The sequence below is a fragment of the Campylobacter sp. CNRCH_2014_0184h genome, from assembly GCF_025772985.1.
In the GTDB taxonomy this organism is placed as follows: Bacteria; Campylobacterota; Campylobacteria; order Campylobacterales; family Campylobacteraceae; genus Campylobacter_D.
In genome coordinates this window covers 16,464-31,480 of the sequence record NZ_JAKMTB010000004.1, presented here as the reverse complement: position 1 = coordinate 31,480, position 15,017 = coordinate 16,464, and the positions used below count along the sequence as shown (strand labels likewise).

Genomic DNA, 15,017 nt, shown 5'->3' with positions numbered 1-15,017 from the left:
ATCCTTATAAATTAATTTTGTTCTTTTATTAAATTTTTAATTTTTTCTTTCTCTGTTTTTTGTAAAAAAGAAGCATTTACAGCATTAATACAAAGTTTTTTAACCTCATCTTTACTAAGCTTAAAAGTTTCATCTAAGGCTATAAAATTTTCTAAGATATATCCACCAAAATACGCTGGATCATCTGAATTTACACAAACACAAAGATTTTGTCTTAAAAGTTTTAAAATATTATGTTCTTGCATATTTTGAAAAACTTTTAATTTTATATTTGATAAAGGACACATTGTTAGTGGAATTTGACTTTTTGCTAATTGTTTTACAAGCTCTAAATCTTCTTCACACCTTATTCCATGATCTATTCTACTTACACCAAGCTCTAAAGCTTGTTTGATATACTCACTACTTCCTTCTTCACCCGCATGCATAACTAACAAAAAACCTTCTTCTTTAGCTTTTTGAAATAAATTTTTAAATTTAAAAGGAGGATTATTGATTTCGGAACTATCAAGTCCTATGGCTTTGATTTTATCTTTATATAAACAAAGCTCATCTAAAGTTTTTAAACCCTCATCCTCACTTAAATGCCTTAAAATACAAGCGATTAAAAAACTTGAAATTCCAAATTCTTCTTTTGCTTTTTGTAAAGCTTGCCAAATTCCTTCTATAACATCTTTTAAAGGTATATTTCTAGTAGTATGAGTTTGAGGATCAAAGAAAATTTCAGTATGAACTACATTTTGTTTTTTTAACTTTTTCATATAAGCAAAGGTTAAATCATAAAAATCTTGCTTGGTTTGTAAGACATTTGCACCTTGATAATATATATCTAAAAAATCTTGTAAATTTGAAAAATCATAAGCTTTTTTTATCTCATCTTCGCTTTTATATTTTAAAACGATGTTATTTCTTTTAGCTAATTCAAACATCATTTTAGGCTCTAATGAGCCTTCAATGTGTAAGTGTAATTCTACTTTTGGGATATTTTGTAAAAAAGTTTTCATTTTAAAAATCAAACATCTAAATGTTTAACATCTTTAGCATGAGCTTGTATGTACTCACGGCGTGGTTCTACATCATCACCCATGAAAAGGTTAAAAGTATCATTTGCTCTTTGAGCATCTTCTATGGTGATCTTTAACAAACGACGATTACTTGGATCCATAGTTGTTTCCCAAAGTTGTTCAGGATTCATTTCACCAAGACCTTTATAGCGTTGTATATAAGCACCTTTTTTAGCATTTTTTTCAACTTCATCTAAAATTTCTAAAATGTCTTTATCAAATTTTAAATCTCTATCTTTGATTTTTTGATAAATATAATTTGCCTCTTCATATAAAGGATTAGCAAATAAATCATCATTGATGATAAGTTCTTCTAAACCATTTTCAGTTTGTACATAGACACGAATTTCATTTTCATTGATGTATGAATTTAAGATATTGTGATTTTGTTTTTCTAAAAATTCTTTTATGACTTTAAATAATTCTTCATTAGAAGCTTTTATCAAATCAGGATTTTCTATCAAATACCTAATCACTGAAATTACATTAAATCTTTTTTCTAATTCTTTTAAAACACTTCTATAAGCTGCAACGATTTTTAGAAAATCTTTTAAATCATTTAATCCTATACCCTCATAAGTAGAACTTTCTATACCTGTTTCGATTAAATAATCATTTAAAGCTTTTTCATCTTTTAGATAAATTTCTTTTTTTTGTCCTTTTTTATAGCGGTATAAAGGTGGTTGAGCTAAATAAATATGTCCATTTGTTACAAGATCATTCATAAAGCGGAAGAAAAATGTCAAAAGCAAAGTCTGTATGTGAGAACCATCCACATCAGCATCGGTCATGATGATGATTTTATGATATCTTAGTTTTTCTATATCAAACTCATCACCGATCCCACAACCAAAGGCTGTGATCATATTTTGAATTTGTTCACTTTTTAAAATTTTATCTAGTCTTGCTTTTTCAACATTGAGTATTTTACCTCTTAAAGGTAAAATCGCTTGGAAAGTTCTTTCTCTACCTTGTTTTGCAGAACCTCCCGCACTATCACCCTCAACTAAATAAATTTCGCTTTCACTTGGGTCTTTACTTTGACAATCAGCTAATTTTCCTGGTAAAGTCCCTACACTTGAACTTTCTTTTTTACGGGTTAATTCTCTAGCTTTTTTAGCTGCTTCTCTACCACGAGCTGCCATTAAAGCTTTATTCATGATAGCTTTTGCTTCAATAGGATTTTCTTCAAAATATTTTGTCAAATACTCAAAAGAAGCCTTAGAAACTATAGGTCTAACATAGCTTGAACCTAATTTTCCTTTAGTTTGTCCTTCAAATTGCGGCTCAGGTACTTTAACACTTACAACCGCTATCAAACCTTCTCTTACATCATCACCTGTAATTTTAGAGTCTTTCTCTCTAGCACTAGCATTTGCCTCAATGTAATTACTTATAACACGAGTTAAGCCCATTCTAAAACCTGCTTCGTGCGTTCCACCATCTGGAGTTTTGATATTATTTACAAAAGAAAGTAAATTTTCACTATAACTATCATTATAAAGCAATGCTACTTCAACATTTACATCTTCTTCATCTACATTGAAAAATATTGCCTTAGTTAAAGCTTGTTTTTTATTTAAATCTGTAACAAACTGACTTATACCACCTTCAAAATGAAAGCTTTCTGCTTTTCCTACGCGGTTATCTTTAAAATTTATAGTAATTTTTGGATTTAAATATGCAAGTTCACGAAATCTTTTAGCTAAAATTTCATAATCAAAATCAGTCACTTCAAAAATTTGATCATCAGGCCAAAATTCTATGATTGTCCCTGTTTTTTTACTTTTACCTATGGTTTCAAAATTACTTGTAACTTTACCTTCTGAAAATTCTTGGCGATAAATTTCTCCATCTCTATGTACTGTAGCAACTAATTTTTTTGATAAAGCATTTACAACGCTTACACCAACCCCGTGTAAACCACCTGAAACTTTATAAGTATCTTTATCAAATTTTCCACCCGCATGAAGCACGGTTAAAACTACAGTTAAAGTAGGGATATTTTCAGTAGGGTGAATTCCCACAGGAATCCCTCTACCATTATCACTTACTATACAAGAACCTTCTGTGGTAATTTCTACATTAATCGTATCACAAAAACCTGCCATAGCTTCATCGATAGAATTATCCACTACTTCATAAATCATATGATGAAGACCGCCTATGTTGGTATCACCTATGTACATACCAGGGCGTTTTCTAACAGCTTCTAAGCCTTTTAAAACTTTAATATTTCCTGCGCCATAATTTTGATTTTCTTGCATTTATTTTCCTTATAAAATAACTGGCATAATTACAGTTTGTAATTCTTCACTTGAAACTAAAAATGCCATATGAGGTTCATTTATGCTAAGTTTGAATGTTTCGCTTTCAATAGAATTTAAAAAGTCAGTGATGAATTTATTTTTAATGCAAAGATTAAATTCCTCATCTATATTAAGTTCCATTTCAAGTTCAGTTTTTGCTTCCATATTATCTAAACTGATACCTTCAAATACAAGTTTATTTTTATGGAAATTTAATTTCATTTTTTCAGTAATTACATTGATTTTTTTCAATGCATCCATAAATTCTTCAGTTTTAAAAATAAATTCTTTTGTAATATTTTTTGGAATTACTCTTTCATAATCAGGGAATTTATCATTAATAAGTTTTGTGAAAAACTCAAAATTATCATTTTTTGCAATCAATATATTTTCATCATAATAAATTTCAATTTTTTCAAAAAAGATTTTTTGCATTTCTAAAATAGCTTTTTTAGGGATACAAAGGTTAAATTCTTTTTCATTTGTTTTATTAAGTGTGAAAACTGCTAAGCGTTTTGTATCTGTTCCTACGAAACTAATGTGAGTTGTTTTTATATCAAGTAAAGCACCATTTAAAGAATACTTTGGATTATTTGTATCAACTGCAGGTAGGATTTTTTTCAAAGATCTACTTAAATCACTTGAATCAATATCAAATTTATCTTTTCCTTCAGTGCTTGGGAAATTTGGAAAATCTTCATAATTAAACATAGGAAGTTTATATTTAGTTCCTTTTTGTCTAATAAAAAGGAAATTTTCTATGGTTTCTAAGACTACATCTTCGTTATTTAAACTTTTTATAATATCTAAAATACTTTTAGCATTAGCAGTTGCAAAACCTGCACTTTCAACTTTGATTTTTTTGATTTTATAATTAATACCTATTTCATAATCACTTGCTCTTATGATTAATTTATCTTCAACTACTTCAAAAAGTAAGTGAGAAGCGATATTGCTTGAGTCTTTTTTATCTACATAAGAGTTAGTTAAAACTATGGCAGATTCTAAAGTGTTTTTGTTAATGCTAATTTTCATTTTTACTTCCTTTATTTTTTAAATTTATTTTATCATAATAATAGGCAATGTGAAAATGTGAAATGCTTTTTAAAAGTCTTTTTTTATAGAAATTTTACTCGTAGAATAAAATTTTTTGTTTTTCACTTTTATTCACAGGGTGCTTTTTATTTTTGTCAAAATTTTATTTCTTAATTCTTCTACTATGGCTTTTAAGTTTTCATTTTCACTCATTAGTTCTTGAATTTTTTTAATATTATGTGAAATGGCGGTGTGATCTTTCATATTAAAAAATCTAGCAAGTTGAGGCATAGACATAGTCGTTAGCTCTCTTGCTAAAAATATCACAACCCTTCTTGCCATAACGATATTTTGTGTTTTTTTATTTGATTTTATATCATTAGGTTTAAGATTATAGCTTTTTGAAACATCAGCAAGTATATCTTCAACACTGATATTTTCTTTTGTTTCTTTAATGTGATCTTTCATAAAGCTTTTAACGATTTCTAAAGTGATTTCTTGGTTAAAAAGTCTTGCTTGGGCATTTAAATTTGTAATCATGCCTTCTATTTCTCGGATATTATCTCCCATTGAAGTAGCGATGTAGCTTATGACTTCGGGTTTAAGATAAATAGCATTAAATTCACATTTTTTCTTGATAATTGCGATTTTTGTATCAAGTTGAGGTGGAGTGATATCTGCAATGATCCCATTTGCAAAACGACTTTTTAAGCGTTCTGTTATGCCCTTTAGCATATTTGGAGGATTATCACTTGTCATGATGATTTGTCCAAATTTTTCTTTGATTTCATTAAAAGTAAAGAAAAATTCTTCTTGAATTTTGTCCGTTTTACCTAAAAACTGCACATCATCGATGAGTAAAACATCGCAATTTTTATATTTTTCATGGAATTTACTCATGGTTTTGTTATTTAAATGCATGGTAAAATCATTGATAAAATTATCACTTGTAGCATAAATAACCTTATATCCATTATCCAAACACACATTTCCGACAGCTTGAAGCAAGTGAGTTTTTCCAAGTCCTGTAGGGCCATAGATAAAGATAGGGTTGTATAACTTTCCAAGTTTGCTTTTATCGGTTATGGCTTTGCAGGTTGCATAGGCAAATTGATTAGAATCTCCTACAACAAAACTTTCAAAAGTAAAAGAAGGGTTTAAAATAGTACTTTGAAATTTAATCTGTGAAATATCTGTAGAAAAATGTTTTTTCTCTACCTTTTGATCATTTGTGATGATTTTAACTTGAGGATTAATTCCTGTTTTTACTTCATAAAAATAAGCTAGTTTTTGTGCATATTTTGTTTGTATAAATTTAGCCAAAAAATGATTTGGTGCGATAAATATTAAGATATTATTTTTACTTAATTTTTCACTAAATTGTAAGTGAGAAATGTAAGTATTGTATTCGTTATTGCTAATTTCAGTTTTAAACTCAAGTAAAAAATCTTTTATATTCATTATTTTTCTTATAAATTATGATGTAAAACTTAAAATTCTAGCTTATTTTTTATAAAAAATGGTTAAAATTATTCACATAAAAATTTAAATTTCACATCTATGTGAATAAAAAGGTGAAAAGTTTGAAAGTTTTAGGGATAGATCCTGGTTCTAGGTATTGTGGATATGCTATTGTAGAAAGGATTAATAATAAAAATCAACTCATAGAAGCAGGTCTTATCAAAATCAAACCTAATGATTTGCAGTATCAAATCACAGAATTATGTGAAGGACTTGATTTAATCTTTAAAAATCATCAATTTGATGAGGTAGCTATAGAAGATATATTTTTTGCTTATAATCCAAAAACGGTTTTAAAACTAGCACAATTTCGTGGAGCTTTGAGTTTAAAAATCTTACAAACCCATGGAGAATTTGCAGAATACACACCTTTGCAAGTAAAAAAAACCGTAACAGGTAAAGCAAAAGCTACTAAAGAACAAGTAGCTTTTATGGTGAAAAGATTGCTTGGAATTTCAAAAGATATCAAGCCACTTGATATCACAGATGCTATTGCGGTGGCTTTGACGCATTTAGCAAATTTGAGAGTGAAAAAGTAATTTTATTTTCCATTTCCTATAAAATAAATTTCAACATCATGTAAAAGTTTTTCACATACTGCTGAATCAGTACTTTTTTCTACTACTAGGTTGATGTGATTTTTGGTATCTCTAAAGCTACCTGCAGATTTTGAATTTTTTAATTCTAATTTTTGATTATCTTTTAAATATTTGATAGTGATTACAAACTTATGTGCAGCACTTGCTTCGCCTAGGTTAGTTTCTATTAAAACATTCATATTTGATGCTTTTGCTAGGGTTGCTTGGGTTTTATTGATAACTTCTTTCATTCTTCTATTGAGTTCTAAAATTCTTGAAATGAATTTATTATCTATACTTTCAAATGCGATTTTTAGTTTATTCATGATTTCTTGATTAGTTGGTTTATCAGGAGCTACATACACCATATATAGGCCGTTTTTAATATCTACTTTTGTGCTTTTTGTATCACGCCCACTACCAAAAATTTTAATATAAATGGCATTATCAAGATATACTCTATCTATCATAGGCCCATAAATTTCATATTCTCTTTTTCTTACGATTACTTCTCTTGCGGCTACTTGAATTTTTACTGAACAATCATGAATTATAGGTTCCATTTCTTTTTTTATCTCAAGTAGTTCTCTAAGCATTTTCCATCCTTGTGTATTTTTAAATAAATTATAACAAAAAAAAATTGAATTTTTTTGTTAATTTTAGTTTGTGATATTTTTATATATTTTTGATTTTAAATTAAAAATTTAAGGAAAAAAATGAAAATAAAAACTATAGTTTCAAGTTTAGTTTTAGCAAGTGCTTTATTTGCTGCAAATTCTCATCATGCTCATCATGGAGCTTCTGGAAGTATTTCATCACAAATCATGATGAGTATGCATGAACCTATGATGAAAAATCCTTTAGTACAAAGCAATGACATAGAAAGAGATTTTTTAGCTAATATGATCCCACATCATCAAGGTGCTATTGATTCATCTAAGATTTTGTTAGAACATACAAAAAGTGAAGAGATGAAAAAAATCGCTCAAAATATCATCAAAGCTCAAGAAAAAGAAATCCAAGAATTTCAAGAAATTCTAGATAAAAATCTTTATACAAAAACTCAAATTGATGAAGAAACTTATAAAAAATTCGTTCAAGAAGAAAAAGAGCTAATGCAAAAAATGATGATTTTAATGAGTTCGGTTAAAGAAAGCAAAAACATTAATAAAGACTTTCTAGAAGCGATGATAGCACATCATCAAGGCGCGGTAGATGCTTCAAAACAAATTTTATTTTACTCTAAAGACAAAACTATCATTGATATAGCGAAAAAAATCATCTTAGATCAAGAAAAAGAAATTCAAGAATTTACAAATTTATTAAAATATATGTAAAAATATATCAAGGAAATATTCCTTGATATGAGTGTTATTTGATGGTTTTTATAAAATTTAATTTATCGTTTATATTATTTATTAAACAATATTTATCTATTTCCCAATGATTTATTAAAAATTCAATTAATTTATTTGTTCTTTCATTTATTTCTTCAATTCCCCATTCTTCTTTTTCATTTATTTCTTGCTCAGAATAAGAACCGTTTTTATAACCGATAAATTCTCCATCTTCTCCATTTTTTTTGATATAGAAATTTTTGTTATTTAATTTGGAATTTTTAGCTTTTGATAATGGAATTAAATTTCCTAAAGAATTAATTATATATTTATAATCATCTGAATTAACTTGTTTTAGTTTATCTACCCAATAATTATCTGTAGGTGTTTGAGGTAAAATATGCTCAATACTATGATAATCTTTTTTTGAATTTATATATTCTTTCCAATTGATTTTAATTGTATTATTTTTACTTTTATGTTGAAGTGATAATTCATATTCAAATAAGAAATATGATAAACCAGTCCAACTATAATAACCATCTTTATTTTTAAATTTGTCTTTTAAATAAATATAAAATTGTTCAATATCAACATATGAAACAAGCCACCAATTAATTCCAGAATATTCATCATTTTTTAAATCATATACTCCTATGATATCTTTAATAGAAATATTTGATTTATCATTGTGATAATATTGGTTTGCATAGTTATAAAAAGTACTATCACCGGTATTTGATCGTCTTTTTGAAATTTCAAAAATTAAAAAAATAAATTTTTCTATCATTTTAAGTAAATCACAAATTTCATCATTATTAAATGTATTATTTTTACTAAATACAGCCATTAAAAGTGGTGCAAAAGATCTATAACCTAGTCTATTTAATTTATCAAGTAATGTTTTTACTTCTTCGGTGTAATTAGATTGTTCAGGATTAAAAAGATAATACCAATGTTCAATACTTGTGCTAAGACTTAAAATGTAATCATTTATTTCTTTAATAGTTAAAGGATTATCTATATTTTTTCCTAGTATCCTTTTACAAACAAATATTTCTTCTAATAACGATACAATATAATCATTTCCTTTTTCTCTACTGTATTTAAAATACATAATCCAGTGATTTTTAAGAAAAACATCATCATTTAAAGGTTGTAATTTATTTTTTCCTAGGTATTCATATATTTTTTTCCAACATTCATTAATTTTTCTTCTTAAAGAAAATTTATCTTCATCTTCAAATTTTGTAGATAAATAAATTAGTCTATTTTTTAATAATTCTAAATTAGATAATTTTTTACCTCTATTGTTCATGGTTTCAAAAGCAATGAATACATCTAAATCATTGGATATTTCATATACATTAAATAAAAGCTGTTCAGTTATTTTTTTAAAGAGATTTTCTTTTTGTTTTAATGTAAAATTATTGATTTTTTCTTTAAAAAATTTTTTTGCATTTTCTAGATTAGCTGTGTATAATGTTTCATTATTAGTATTTGATATGCTTTGATTTTCAAAAATTTTTGTTTTTAAAAATTCATAACTCGGGTTATCTGCTGTATATCCAAAATAATATAAATATTCACCATTTTGATTTGATTTTGCAATATATTTTTTATACAAATCATTATATTCTTCATCACTAAACCATAGAGTTTTATCTTTTATTTGTTGTGTTTCTTTTATATTATTTAAAATTACTGAAATTAAAATAATGCTTGTTGTTATTCTTTGCTGTCCATCTACAATATAAAATACATTATCTGACTTATATGCTCCATAATCTATTTTCCAATATTCAATCTTTTCTTCTTTTTTTTCTTGCGTAACTTTTTCTAGTGTTAAAACTCCCATATAATGGGTTTTATCATTTTCTAAATTTTCCAAATCTTCCCAAAAATCTTTTAATTGATTATACTCCCAAGCATAACCTCTTTGATAATCTGGTATTCTTAAATATTTTCCATCAAATACATTTTTTAGTGATTTTAATTCATTAGTAGCCATAATTATTCCTTATATAATTTTATGATTAATATTGTAAAAATTTACAATAAAATTGTGTTTTATATTACCTACAGCTTTTTTGTATTGTTTATCACTAGGTTTTAAATTTCTAATATCTTTATCTTGTAAGCTTTTTTTGCTATGTTTGCCATTATTTTCCTTTAAAGAACCCTAACAATGAGCTTAATTAATTGAAAATAATTATAACACAAAAGAAATTAATTGAAATCAAAGATCATTTAGCTTGTTTATATATGGCATTTTGAAAGCATTTTTTGGAAATTAAAGAAATCGAAAGAAGTAAAAAATGGTGGCTCCGATTGGACTTGAACCAACGACCACCACCATGTCAAGGTGGTGCTCTACCAACTGAGCTACGGAACCAAAAAATGAAAATTATATAAAAATATTTTTACATTGTGCTTAAAATCACTTTTTAACTTTTTTCATATCGTTTAGCCATAAGTCTAGCTGCGCTTCAAAACCTATGCCTTTGCTATGATAAAATTTCAAATCTTTTTCTAGATATCTTTGCTTAACCCAGCCACCAAAATCATGCGGGTAAAGGTAGTTTTTTCTTTGTGGGTTGTTATTATCAAGATAAGGGAGTATTTTTAAAGCTGGGTTGTTTTGCACATAATTTAGCGCTTCATTTATAGCAAGATAGCTTGAGTTTGACTTGGGCGAACTTGCTAAAAATACCACACATTGAGCTAAGATGATCCTAGCTTCAGGATAGCCTATGTTTTTTACTGCTATGAGTGTGCTTGTGGCTAGATTAAGTGCTTGTGGGTTTGCATTTGAGATATCTTCGCTTGCAAATATCACTAATCTTCTAGCGATGAAATCCGCACTTTCACCCCCATCGATCAGCCTCGCAAGATAATACAAACTCGCATCTATATCACTTCCTCTTAAGCTTTTTATCATAGAACTAGCTAGTTTATAGTGTGTGTCTTTACTTGAAGTGCCATCGCTTAAAACATTTGCTCTTAATTTTTTTAAAGTTTCAAGCGTGATATGAGTACTATCTAAAGCTAAAGCAAACTCACATAAATTTAAAAAGCTTCTTGCATCATTTGCACTAGAAGTGATTAAAAAGTCTTTGGCATCATCATCGATTTTACATTGGAGTTTTTCTTGCACCTTTGTGGCAAGTTTTTCTAAGTCTTTATACTCTAAACCTTTAAATTCAAAAAGCATACTTCTGCTTCTTATGCCTGAAGTTAAAGTAAAATAAGGGTTTTCAGTGCTTGCACCTATGAAAAGGCATTTTTGATTTTCCAAAGGGATTAAAAGCATTTCTTGCTGGGTTTTTGAAAGCCTATGCACCTCATCGATAAATATCAAAGGTTTGTATAAAGAATTTTCATAATTACTTAGTATTTTTCTAAGCTCTTCAAGTTTAAAATTTCCTCCATCAAACTCATAAAAGTCTAGTTTATACTCATACGCTATAGCTCTTGCAAAAGAGGTTTTTCCACAACCTGCTGGACCAAAAAATACACTATGGGGGAGTTTTGAAACTTGTATGAATTTTTTAAAAATTTCTACTAAATTTTCTTGTCCTAAAACCTCATCTAAAGTTTTAGGACGAAAAGTTAAGCTTAAATTTGTCATTGTGGATTTATGGTAAGTCTTTCACCATTAATGATAGTTGTAACATCACTTTTGTTAGAATCATCATAAATAAAATCAAGCACATAAGAGCCATTATTATCTACAAAATAAGTATCAAAATTTGCAAAATCAGGCCAAATTTGACTTGGAAGAATTTCAGTGTTTGCGTGAAATTGTGATTTTATATTATTTTCAGTGAAAATAGTTTGCCCATTTGCGTCAAATTTTTTACCTTCTTTTTCAAAGCTTAGGTTATTTAAGATGATTTGTGGGTTTGCTTTTAAAAACTGACTTGCTAAAAGCATCATAGAAAAAATATCAGTATTTGAGTTTTGCACTAAGCTATCATAAGCTTTTTTAGAAAGATTATTAAAATTCATATCTAAGTTAATGTTATTTAGCATAAAGTTTTCATTTGCAAGGTTAAATTTAGCTAAATCTAGTTTTAAAACACTATCATAATCGTTTTGAGCATTTTGAGCTGTTTTTGCAAAAATTTTTAATTTATCAAAGTCAAAAGCAATAGAACTTATAAAATTAACACTATCAATGCTTATATTTTGCTCACTATTTCTACTAGGGCTAAAAATATCATTAAAACTTAATTTTTGTATAGGAAATTCAGAAATTTTGATATTTTTTGCTTCTAATTTTTCTTCATGAGATAGTTGTTCTAATAAAACATAACCTAGATTAAGCTCCATATTTTTTACAAATTCCTCAGAACCTCTAATCTTAAAAGATGTATTATTTAAAACTAAATTTGTATCATTGCGGGTGAAATTGATATCGTTTATTTTTGCATTGATGTTAATGTCTCCACCTTTTGCACTAACTAAGATTTTAAAGATTTCTTCATTTGGGAAAATGCCTTTTAAGTCTTCATTTTCATTTAAAATAGAAACGATGGCATTATTACTTGCAAAAAAATTATTAGAAAAATCTACATTCACTTTAAAACTATAAGGTAAGTCATTTAGTGTAGCTATAAAACTTCCTTTGGAATTTAAAAGTCCTTTGGTATAGTTAGCATCTTCAACGCTGTAATATGGTGTATCTTGACTCATTTGAGCAAATATTTTTCCATTGATAGTGTTAATGTAAGAAGCTGAGGCAAAAAACCCTATAACTAATAAAACAACTACTACAACACCTGCGATGATTTTTTTCATTCATTTTCCTTAAGTGAAATTTTAAAAATTATATATTTTTATTACTAACTAATGCTTATAAAATTCTCACATTTATACATTACTTAACTTTTTTTCTTATAATTGCACTATTTAAAATCAAAGGTAAAAAAATGAAACTTTTTGGAACAGATGGAGTACGCGGTAAAGCAGGGGAATTTTTGGATTCGTTTTTAGCTATGCGTTTGGCTATGGCTGCTGGAATTTATTTTAAAGACAAAGCCCTTACAAACAATATCTTAGTAGGAAAAGATACAAGAAGAAGCGGTTATATGATAGAAAATGCTATCGTTTCAGGACTTACTTCTATAGGTTATAATGTTATAGAAATAGGTCCTATGCCAACACCTGCTATTGCGTTTTTAACTGAAGATATGCGTTGTGATGCAGGGATTATGATATCAGCTTCGCATAATCCTTACTATGATAATGGTATTAAATTTTTTGATGCACATGGAAATAAACTTGATGAGCAAGCAGAAGCAAAAATAGAAGAAATTTATTTTAATGATAAACTCATAGAAGAAGCAAGAACAACAAAATCTCAAATTGGTCAAGCAAAAAGAATTGATGATGTAATAGGAAGATATATTGTTTCTATAAAAAATTCTTTTCCTAAAGAGCTGACTTTAAAGTCTTTGCGCGTTGTTTTAGATGTGGCTCATGGGGCTTCTTATAAGGTAGCACCTACAGTTTTTAAAGAACTTGGTGCAGATGTGATTGTAATCAATGATAAGCCAAATGGTTTAAATATCAATGAAAATTGTGGGGCTTTACATCCTTTAAATTTGGCTTTGGAAGTAAAGAAATTTAGAGCAGATGTGGGCTTTGCTTTTGATGGGGATGCAGATCGTTTGGTTGTTGTGGATGAAAAAGGCGAAGTAGCTCATGGAGATAGTCTTTTGGGTGTTTTAGCTTTATTTTTGAAAAAACAAGGCAAGCTAAAATCAAGCGTGGTTAGCACTATAATGAGTAATGGTGCTTTAAAAGAGTTTTTAACTAAACATAAAATCACACATGAAACTTGCAATGTAGGCGATAAATATGTACTTGAAAAACTCAAAGAATGTGGTGGAAATTTTGGTGGGGAACAAAGCGGGCATATTATCTTTAGTGACTATGCAAAAACTGGAGATGGTTTGGTAGCTGCTTTACAATTTAGTGCTTTAATGCTTAGTGAAGCAAAAAGCGCAAGTGAAATTTTAAATCAAGTTAAGCCTTATCCACAACTTTTACATAATCTTAAAATTTCAGAGAAAAAAGACTTAAGCAAGCTTGCAGGCTTAGATGAGTTGAAAAAAGATTTAGAAAAAAAAGGAATTGCTAGTTTGTTTAGATATTCAGGTACAGAAAATTTAATACGCTTATTGCTTGAAGCAAAAGACATTAAGCTTTTAGAAAAAGAAATGAAAGCTGTGGAAAGCTTTTTTATGAAAGCGTTGAATGCTTAAAATCCTGCCTTTAAAATTTTGGCTTGTTTTTGCTTTGATTTTTATACTAGATCAAGCAAGCAAGTATTTGTTTTTACAAGGGCTTGAGTATAAGGGTGAATTTTTTGATTTAGTTTTAACCTATAATACTGGTGTGGCCTTTTCAATGTTTGCATTTTTGGGAGAGTATTTAAAATACATACAGCTTGTTTTTATTTTGGCTTTGTTTGGGTATTTACTTTATCAAAAAGAGTTTCTTAAAACACATTTGATCGCTTTTGCCATTATGCTATCTGCTGGGTGTTCTAATTTACTTGATCGCTTTGTGCATATAGGTGTAGTGGATTTTGTATTTTGGCATAAGTGGTTTGAATTTGCTGTGTTTAATTTAGCTGATGTGATGATAAACATTAGCGTAGCTTTGATTTTAATAAAAGAAATTTTTAATAAAAAAGGAGAAAAATGTTAGATTTTTTGAATGAATGGTATTTATGGATTAAAATGGTGCATTATTTGGCTTTTGTTTCATGGATGGCTGGAATGTTTTATTTACCAAGACTTTTTGTCTATCACACAGAGCATAAAGACAATAAAGGCTTTGTGGAAGTGGTGAAAATTCAAGAAAGAAAATTGTATTTTTATATCCAAACTCCTGCTATGATAGCTACTGCAATCACTGGAAGTTTAATGATGATGGCCAATAAAGATGTGTTAATGGTAGGTGGATATATGCATGCTAAATTAACCTGTGCTTTACTTTTAATCATTTATCATTTGCAAAATTATTATTATTATAGACAACTTCAAAATGATACTTGCAAAAAAAGTGGGAAATTCTTTAGAGCTTATAATGAAATTCCAACAATATTATTTATAATCATCGCTATTATGATGGTGGTAAGACCGTTTTAGTAAAAAGCCT

At 27.9% G+C, this 15,017-nt stretch carries 13 protein-coding genes and 1 tRNA gene; 5 read left to right on the top strand and 9 right to left on the bottom strand.

Annotated elements, in window-relative coordinates; all coding sequences use genetic code 11:
- Window positions 1-11 precede the first annotated feature (11 nt).
- The 4 genes from L8X36_RS04910 to dnaA form a co-directional block, all read right to left on the bottom strand.
- The gene (locus L8X36_RS04910) at window positions 12-1,004 is read right to left on the bottom strand and encodes an adenosine deaminase (protein ID WP_263682820.1); all 993 of its coding nucleotides are present in this window, start codon (window positions 1,002-1,004) and stop codon (window positions 12-14) included.
- An 8-nt stretch (window positions 1,005-1,012) separates the two neighbouring features.
- A complete protein-coding gene (gene gyrB, locus L8X36_RS04905; RefSeq protein ID WP_115644741.1) occupies window positions 1,013-3,331 on the bottom strand; it encodes a DNA topoisomerase (ATP-hydrolyzing) subunit B in 2,319 nt (772 codons plus the stop codon).
- 9 nt (window positions 3,332-3,340) lie between these two features.
- Complete coding sequence (gene dnaN, locus L8X36_RS04900; RefSeq protein ID WP_263682819.1) at window positions 3,341-4,408, bottom strand: DNA polymerase III subunit beta; 1,068 nt, start codon at window positions 4,406-4,408, stop codon at window positions 3,341-3,343.
- 132 nt (window positions 4,409-4,540) lie between these two features.
- Window positions 4,541-5,869: a chromosomal replication initiator protein DnaA gene (gene dnaA, locus L8X36_RS04895; RefSeq protein WP_263682818.1), complete on the bottom strand. Its 1,329-nt coding sequence runs from the start codon at window positions 5,867-5,869 to the stop codon at window positions 4,541-4,543.
- 122 nt (window positions 5,870-5,991) lie between these two features.
- On the opposite strand from dnaA, the gene ruvC reads away from it, so the two are divergent.
- Window positions 5,992-6,468: a crossover junction endodeoxyribonuclease RuvC gene (gene ruvC / locus L8X36_RS04890; RefSeq protein ID WP_039619511.1), complete on the top strand. Its 477-nt coding sequence runs from the start codon at window positions 5,992-5,994 to the stop codon at window positions 6,466-6,468.
- Between the two features lie 2 nt (window positions 6,469-6,470).
- On the opposite strand, the gene L8X36_RS04885 is transcribed toward ruvC, so the two are convergent.
- A complete protein-coding gene (locus tag L8X36_RS04885) occupies window positions 6,471-7,103 on the bottom strand; it encodes a hypothetical protein (protein WP_263682817.1) in 633 nt (210 codons plus the stop codon).
- 120 nt (window positions 7,104-7,223) lie between these two features.
- Here L8X36_RS04885 and L8X36_RS04880 point away from each other — a divergent pair, with 120 nt between their 5' ends.
- Window positions 7,224-7,844: a DUF305 domain-containing protein gene (locus L8X36_RS04880; protein ID WP_263682816.1), complete on the top strand. Its 621-nt coding sequence runs from the start codon at window positions 7,224-7,226 to the stop codon at window positions 7,842-7,844.
- 34 nt (window positions 7,845-7,878) lie between these two features.
- Here the strand turns inward: L8X36_RS04880 and L8X36_RS04875 are convergent, their stop codons facing one another.
- The 4 genes from L8X36_RS04875 to L8X36_RS04860 all read right to left on the bottom strand — a co-directional run bounded on the left by L8X36_RS04875 (window position 7,879) and on the right by L8X36_RS04860 (window position 12,647).
- Complete coding sequence (locus tag L8X36_RS04875; RefSeq protein ID WP_263682815.1) at window positions 7,879-9,855, bottom strand: DUF262 domain-containing protein; 1,977 nt, start codon at window positions 9,853-9,855, stop codon at window positions 7,879-7,881.
- A 308-nt stretch (window positions 9,856-10,163) separates the two neighbouring features.
- Window positions 10,164-10,239: transfer RNA gene (locus tag L8X36_RS04870), tRNA-Val, on the bottom strand.
- A gap of 45 nt (window positions 10,240-10,284) precedes the next feature.
- A complete protein-coding gene (locus L8X36_RS04865; protein ID WP_263682814.1) occupies window positions 10,285-11,475 on the bottom strand; it encodes a replication-associated recombination protein A in 1,191 nt (396 codons plus the stop codon).
- On the bottom strand, window positions 11,472-12,647 hold the full coding sequence (locus tag L8X36_RS04860) for a YdgA family protein (protein WP_263682813.1): 1,176 nt from the start codon (window positions 12,645-12,647) through the stop codon (window positions 11,472-11,474). Before L8X36_RS04860 ends, L8X36_RS04865 begins: the two co-directional genes overlap by 4 nt.
- A 131-nt stretch (window positions 12,648-12,778) precedes the next feature.
- Here L8X36_RS04860 and glmM point away from each other — a divergent pair, with 131 nt between their 5' ends.
- The 3 genes from glmM to hemJ are packed head-to-tail and all read left to right on the top strand — an operon-like array spanning window position 12,779 to window position 15,007.
- Window positions 12,779-14,116 (top strand): phosphoglucosamine mutase, encoded by a 1,338-nt coding sequence (glmM, locus tag L8X36_RS04855; RefSeq protein WP_214116308.1) that lies wholly within the window; start codon window positions 12,779-12,781, stop codon window positions 14,114-14,116.
- Window positions 14,109-14,564 carry a signal peptidase II gene (lspA, locus tag L8X36_RS04850; RefSeq protein WP_263682812.1) on the top strand — a complete coding sequence of 152 codons (456 nt, stop codon included), beginning with the start codon at window positions 14,109-14,111 and terminating at the stop codon, window positions 14,562-14,564. The genes glmM and lspA overlap by 8 nt, the downstream gene beginning before the upstream one ends.
- On the top strand, window positions 14,558-15,007 hold the full coding sequence (hemJ, locus tag L8X36_RS04845) for a protoporphyrinogen oxidase HemJ (protein ID WP_263663669.1): 450 nt from the start codon (window positions 14,558-14,560) through the stop codon (window positions 15,005-15,007). The genes lspA and hemJ overlap by 7 nt, the downstream gene beginning before the upstream one ends.
- Window positions 15,008-15,017: the final 10 nt, after the last annotated feature.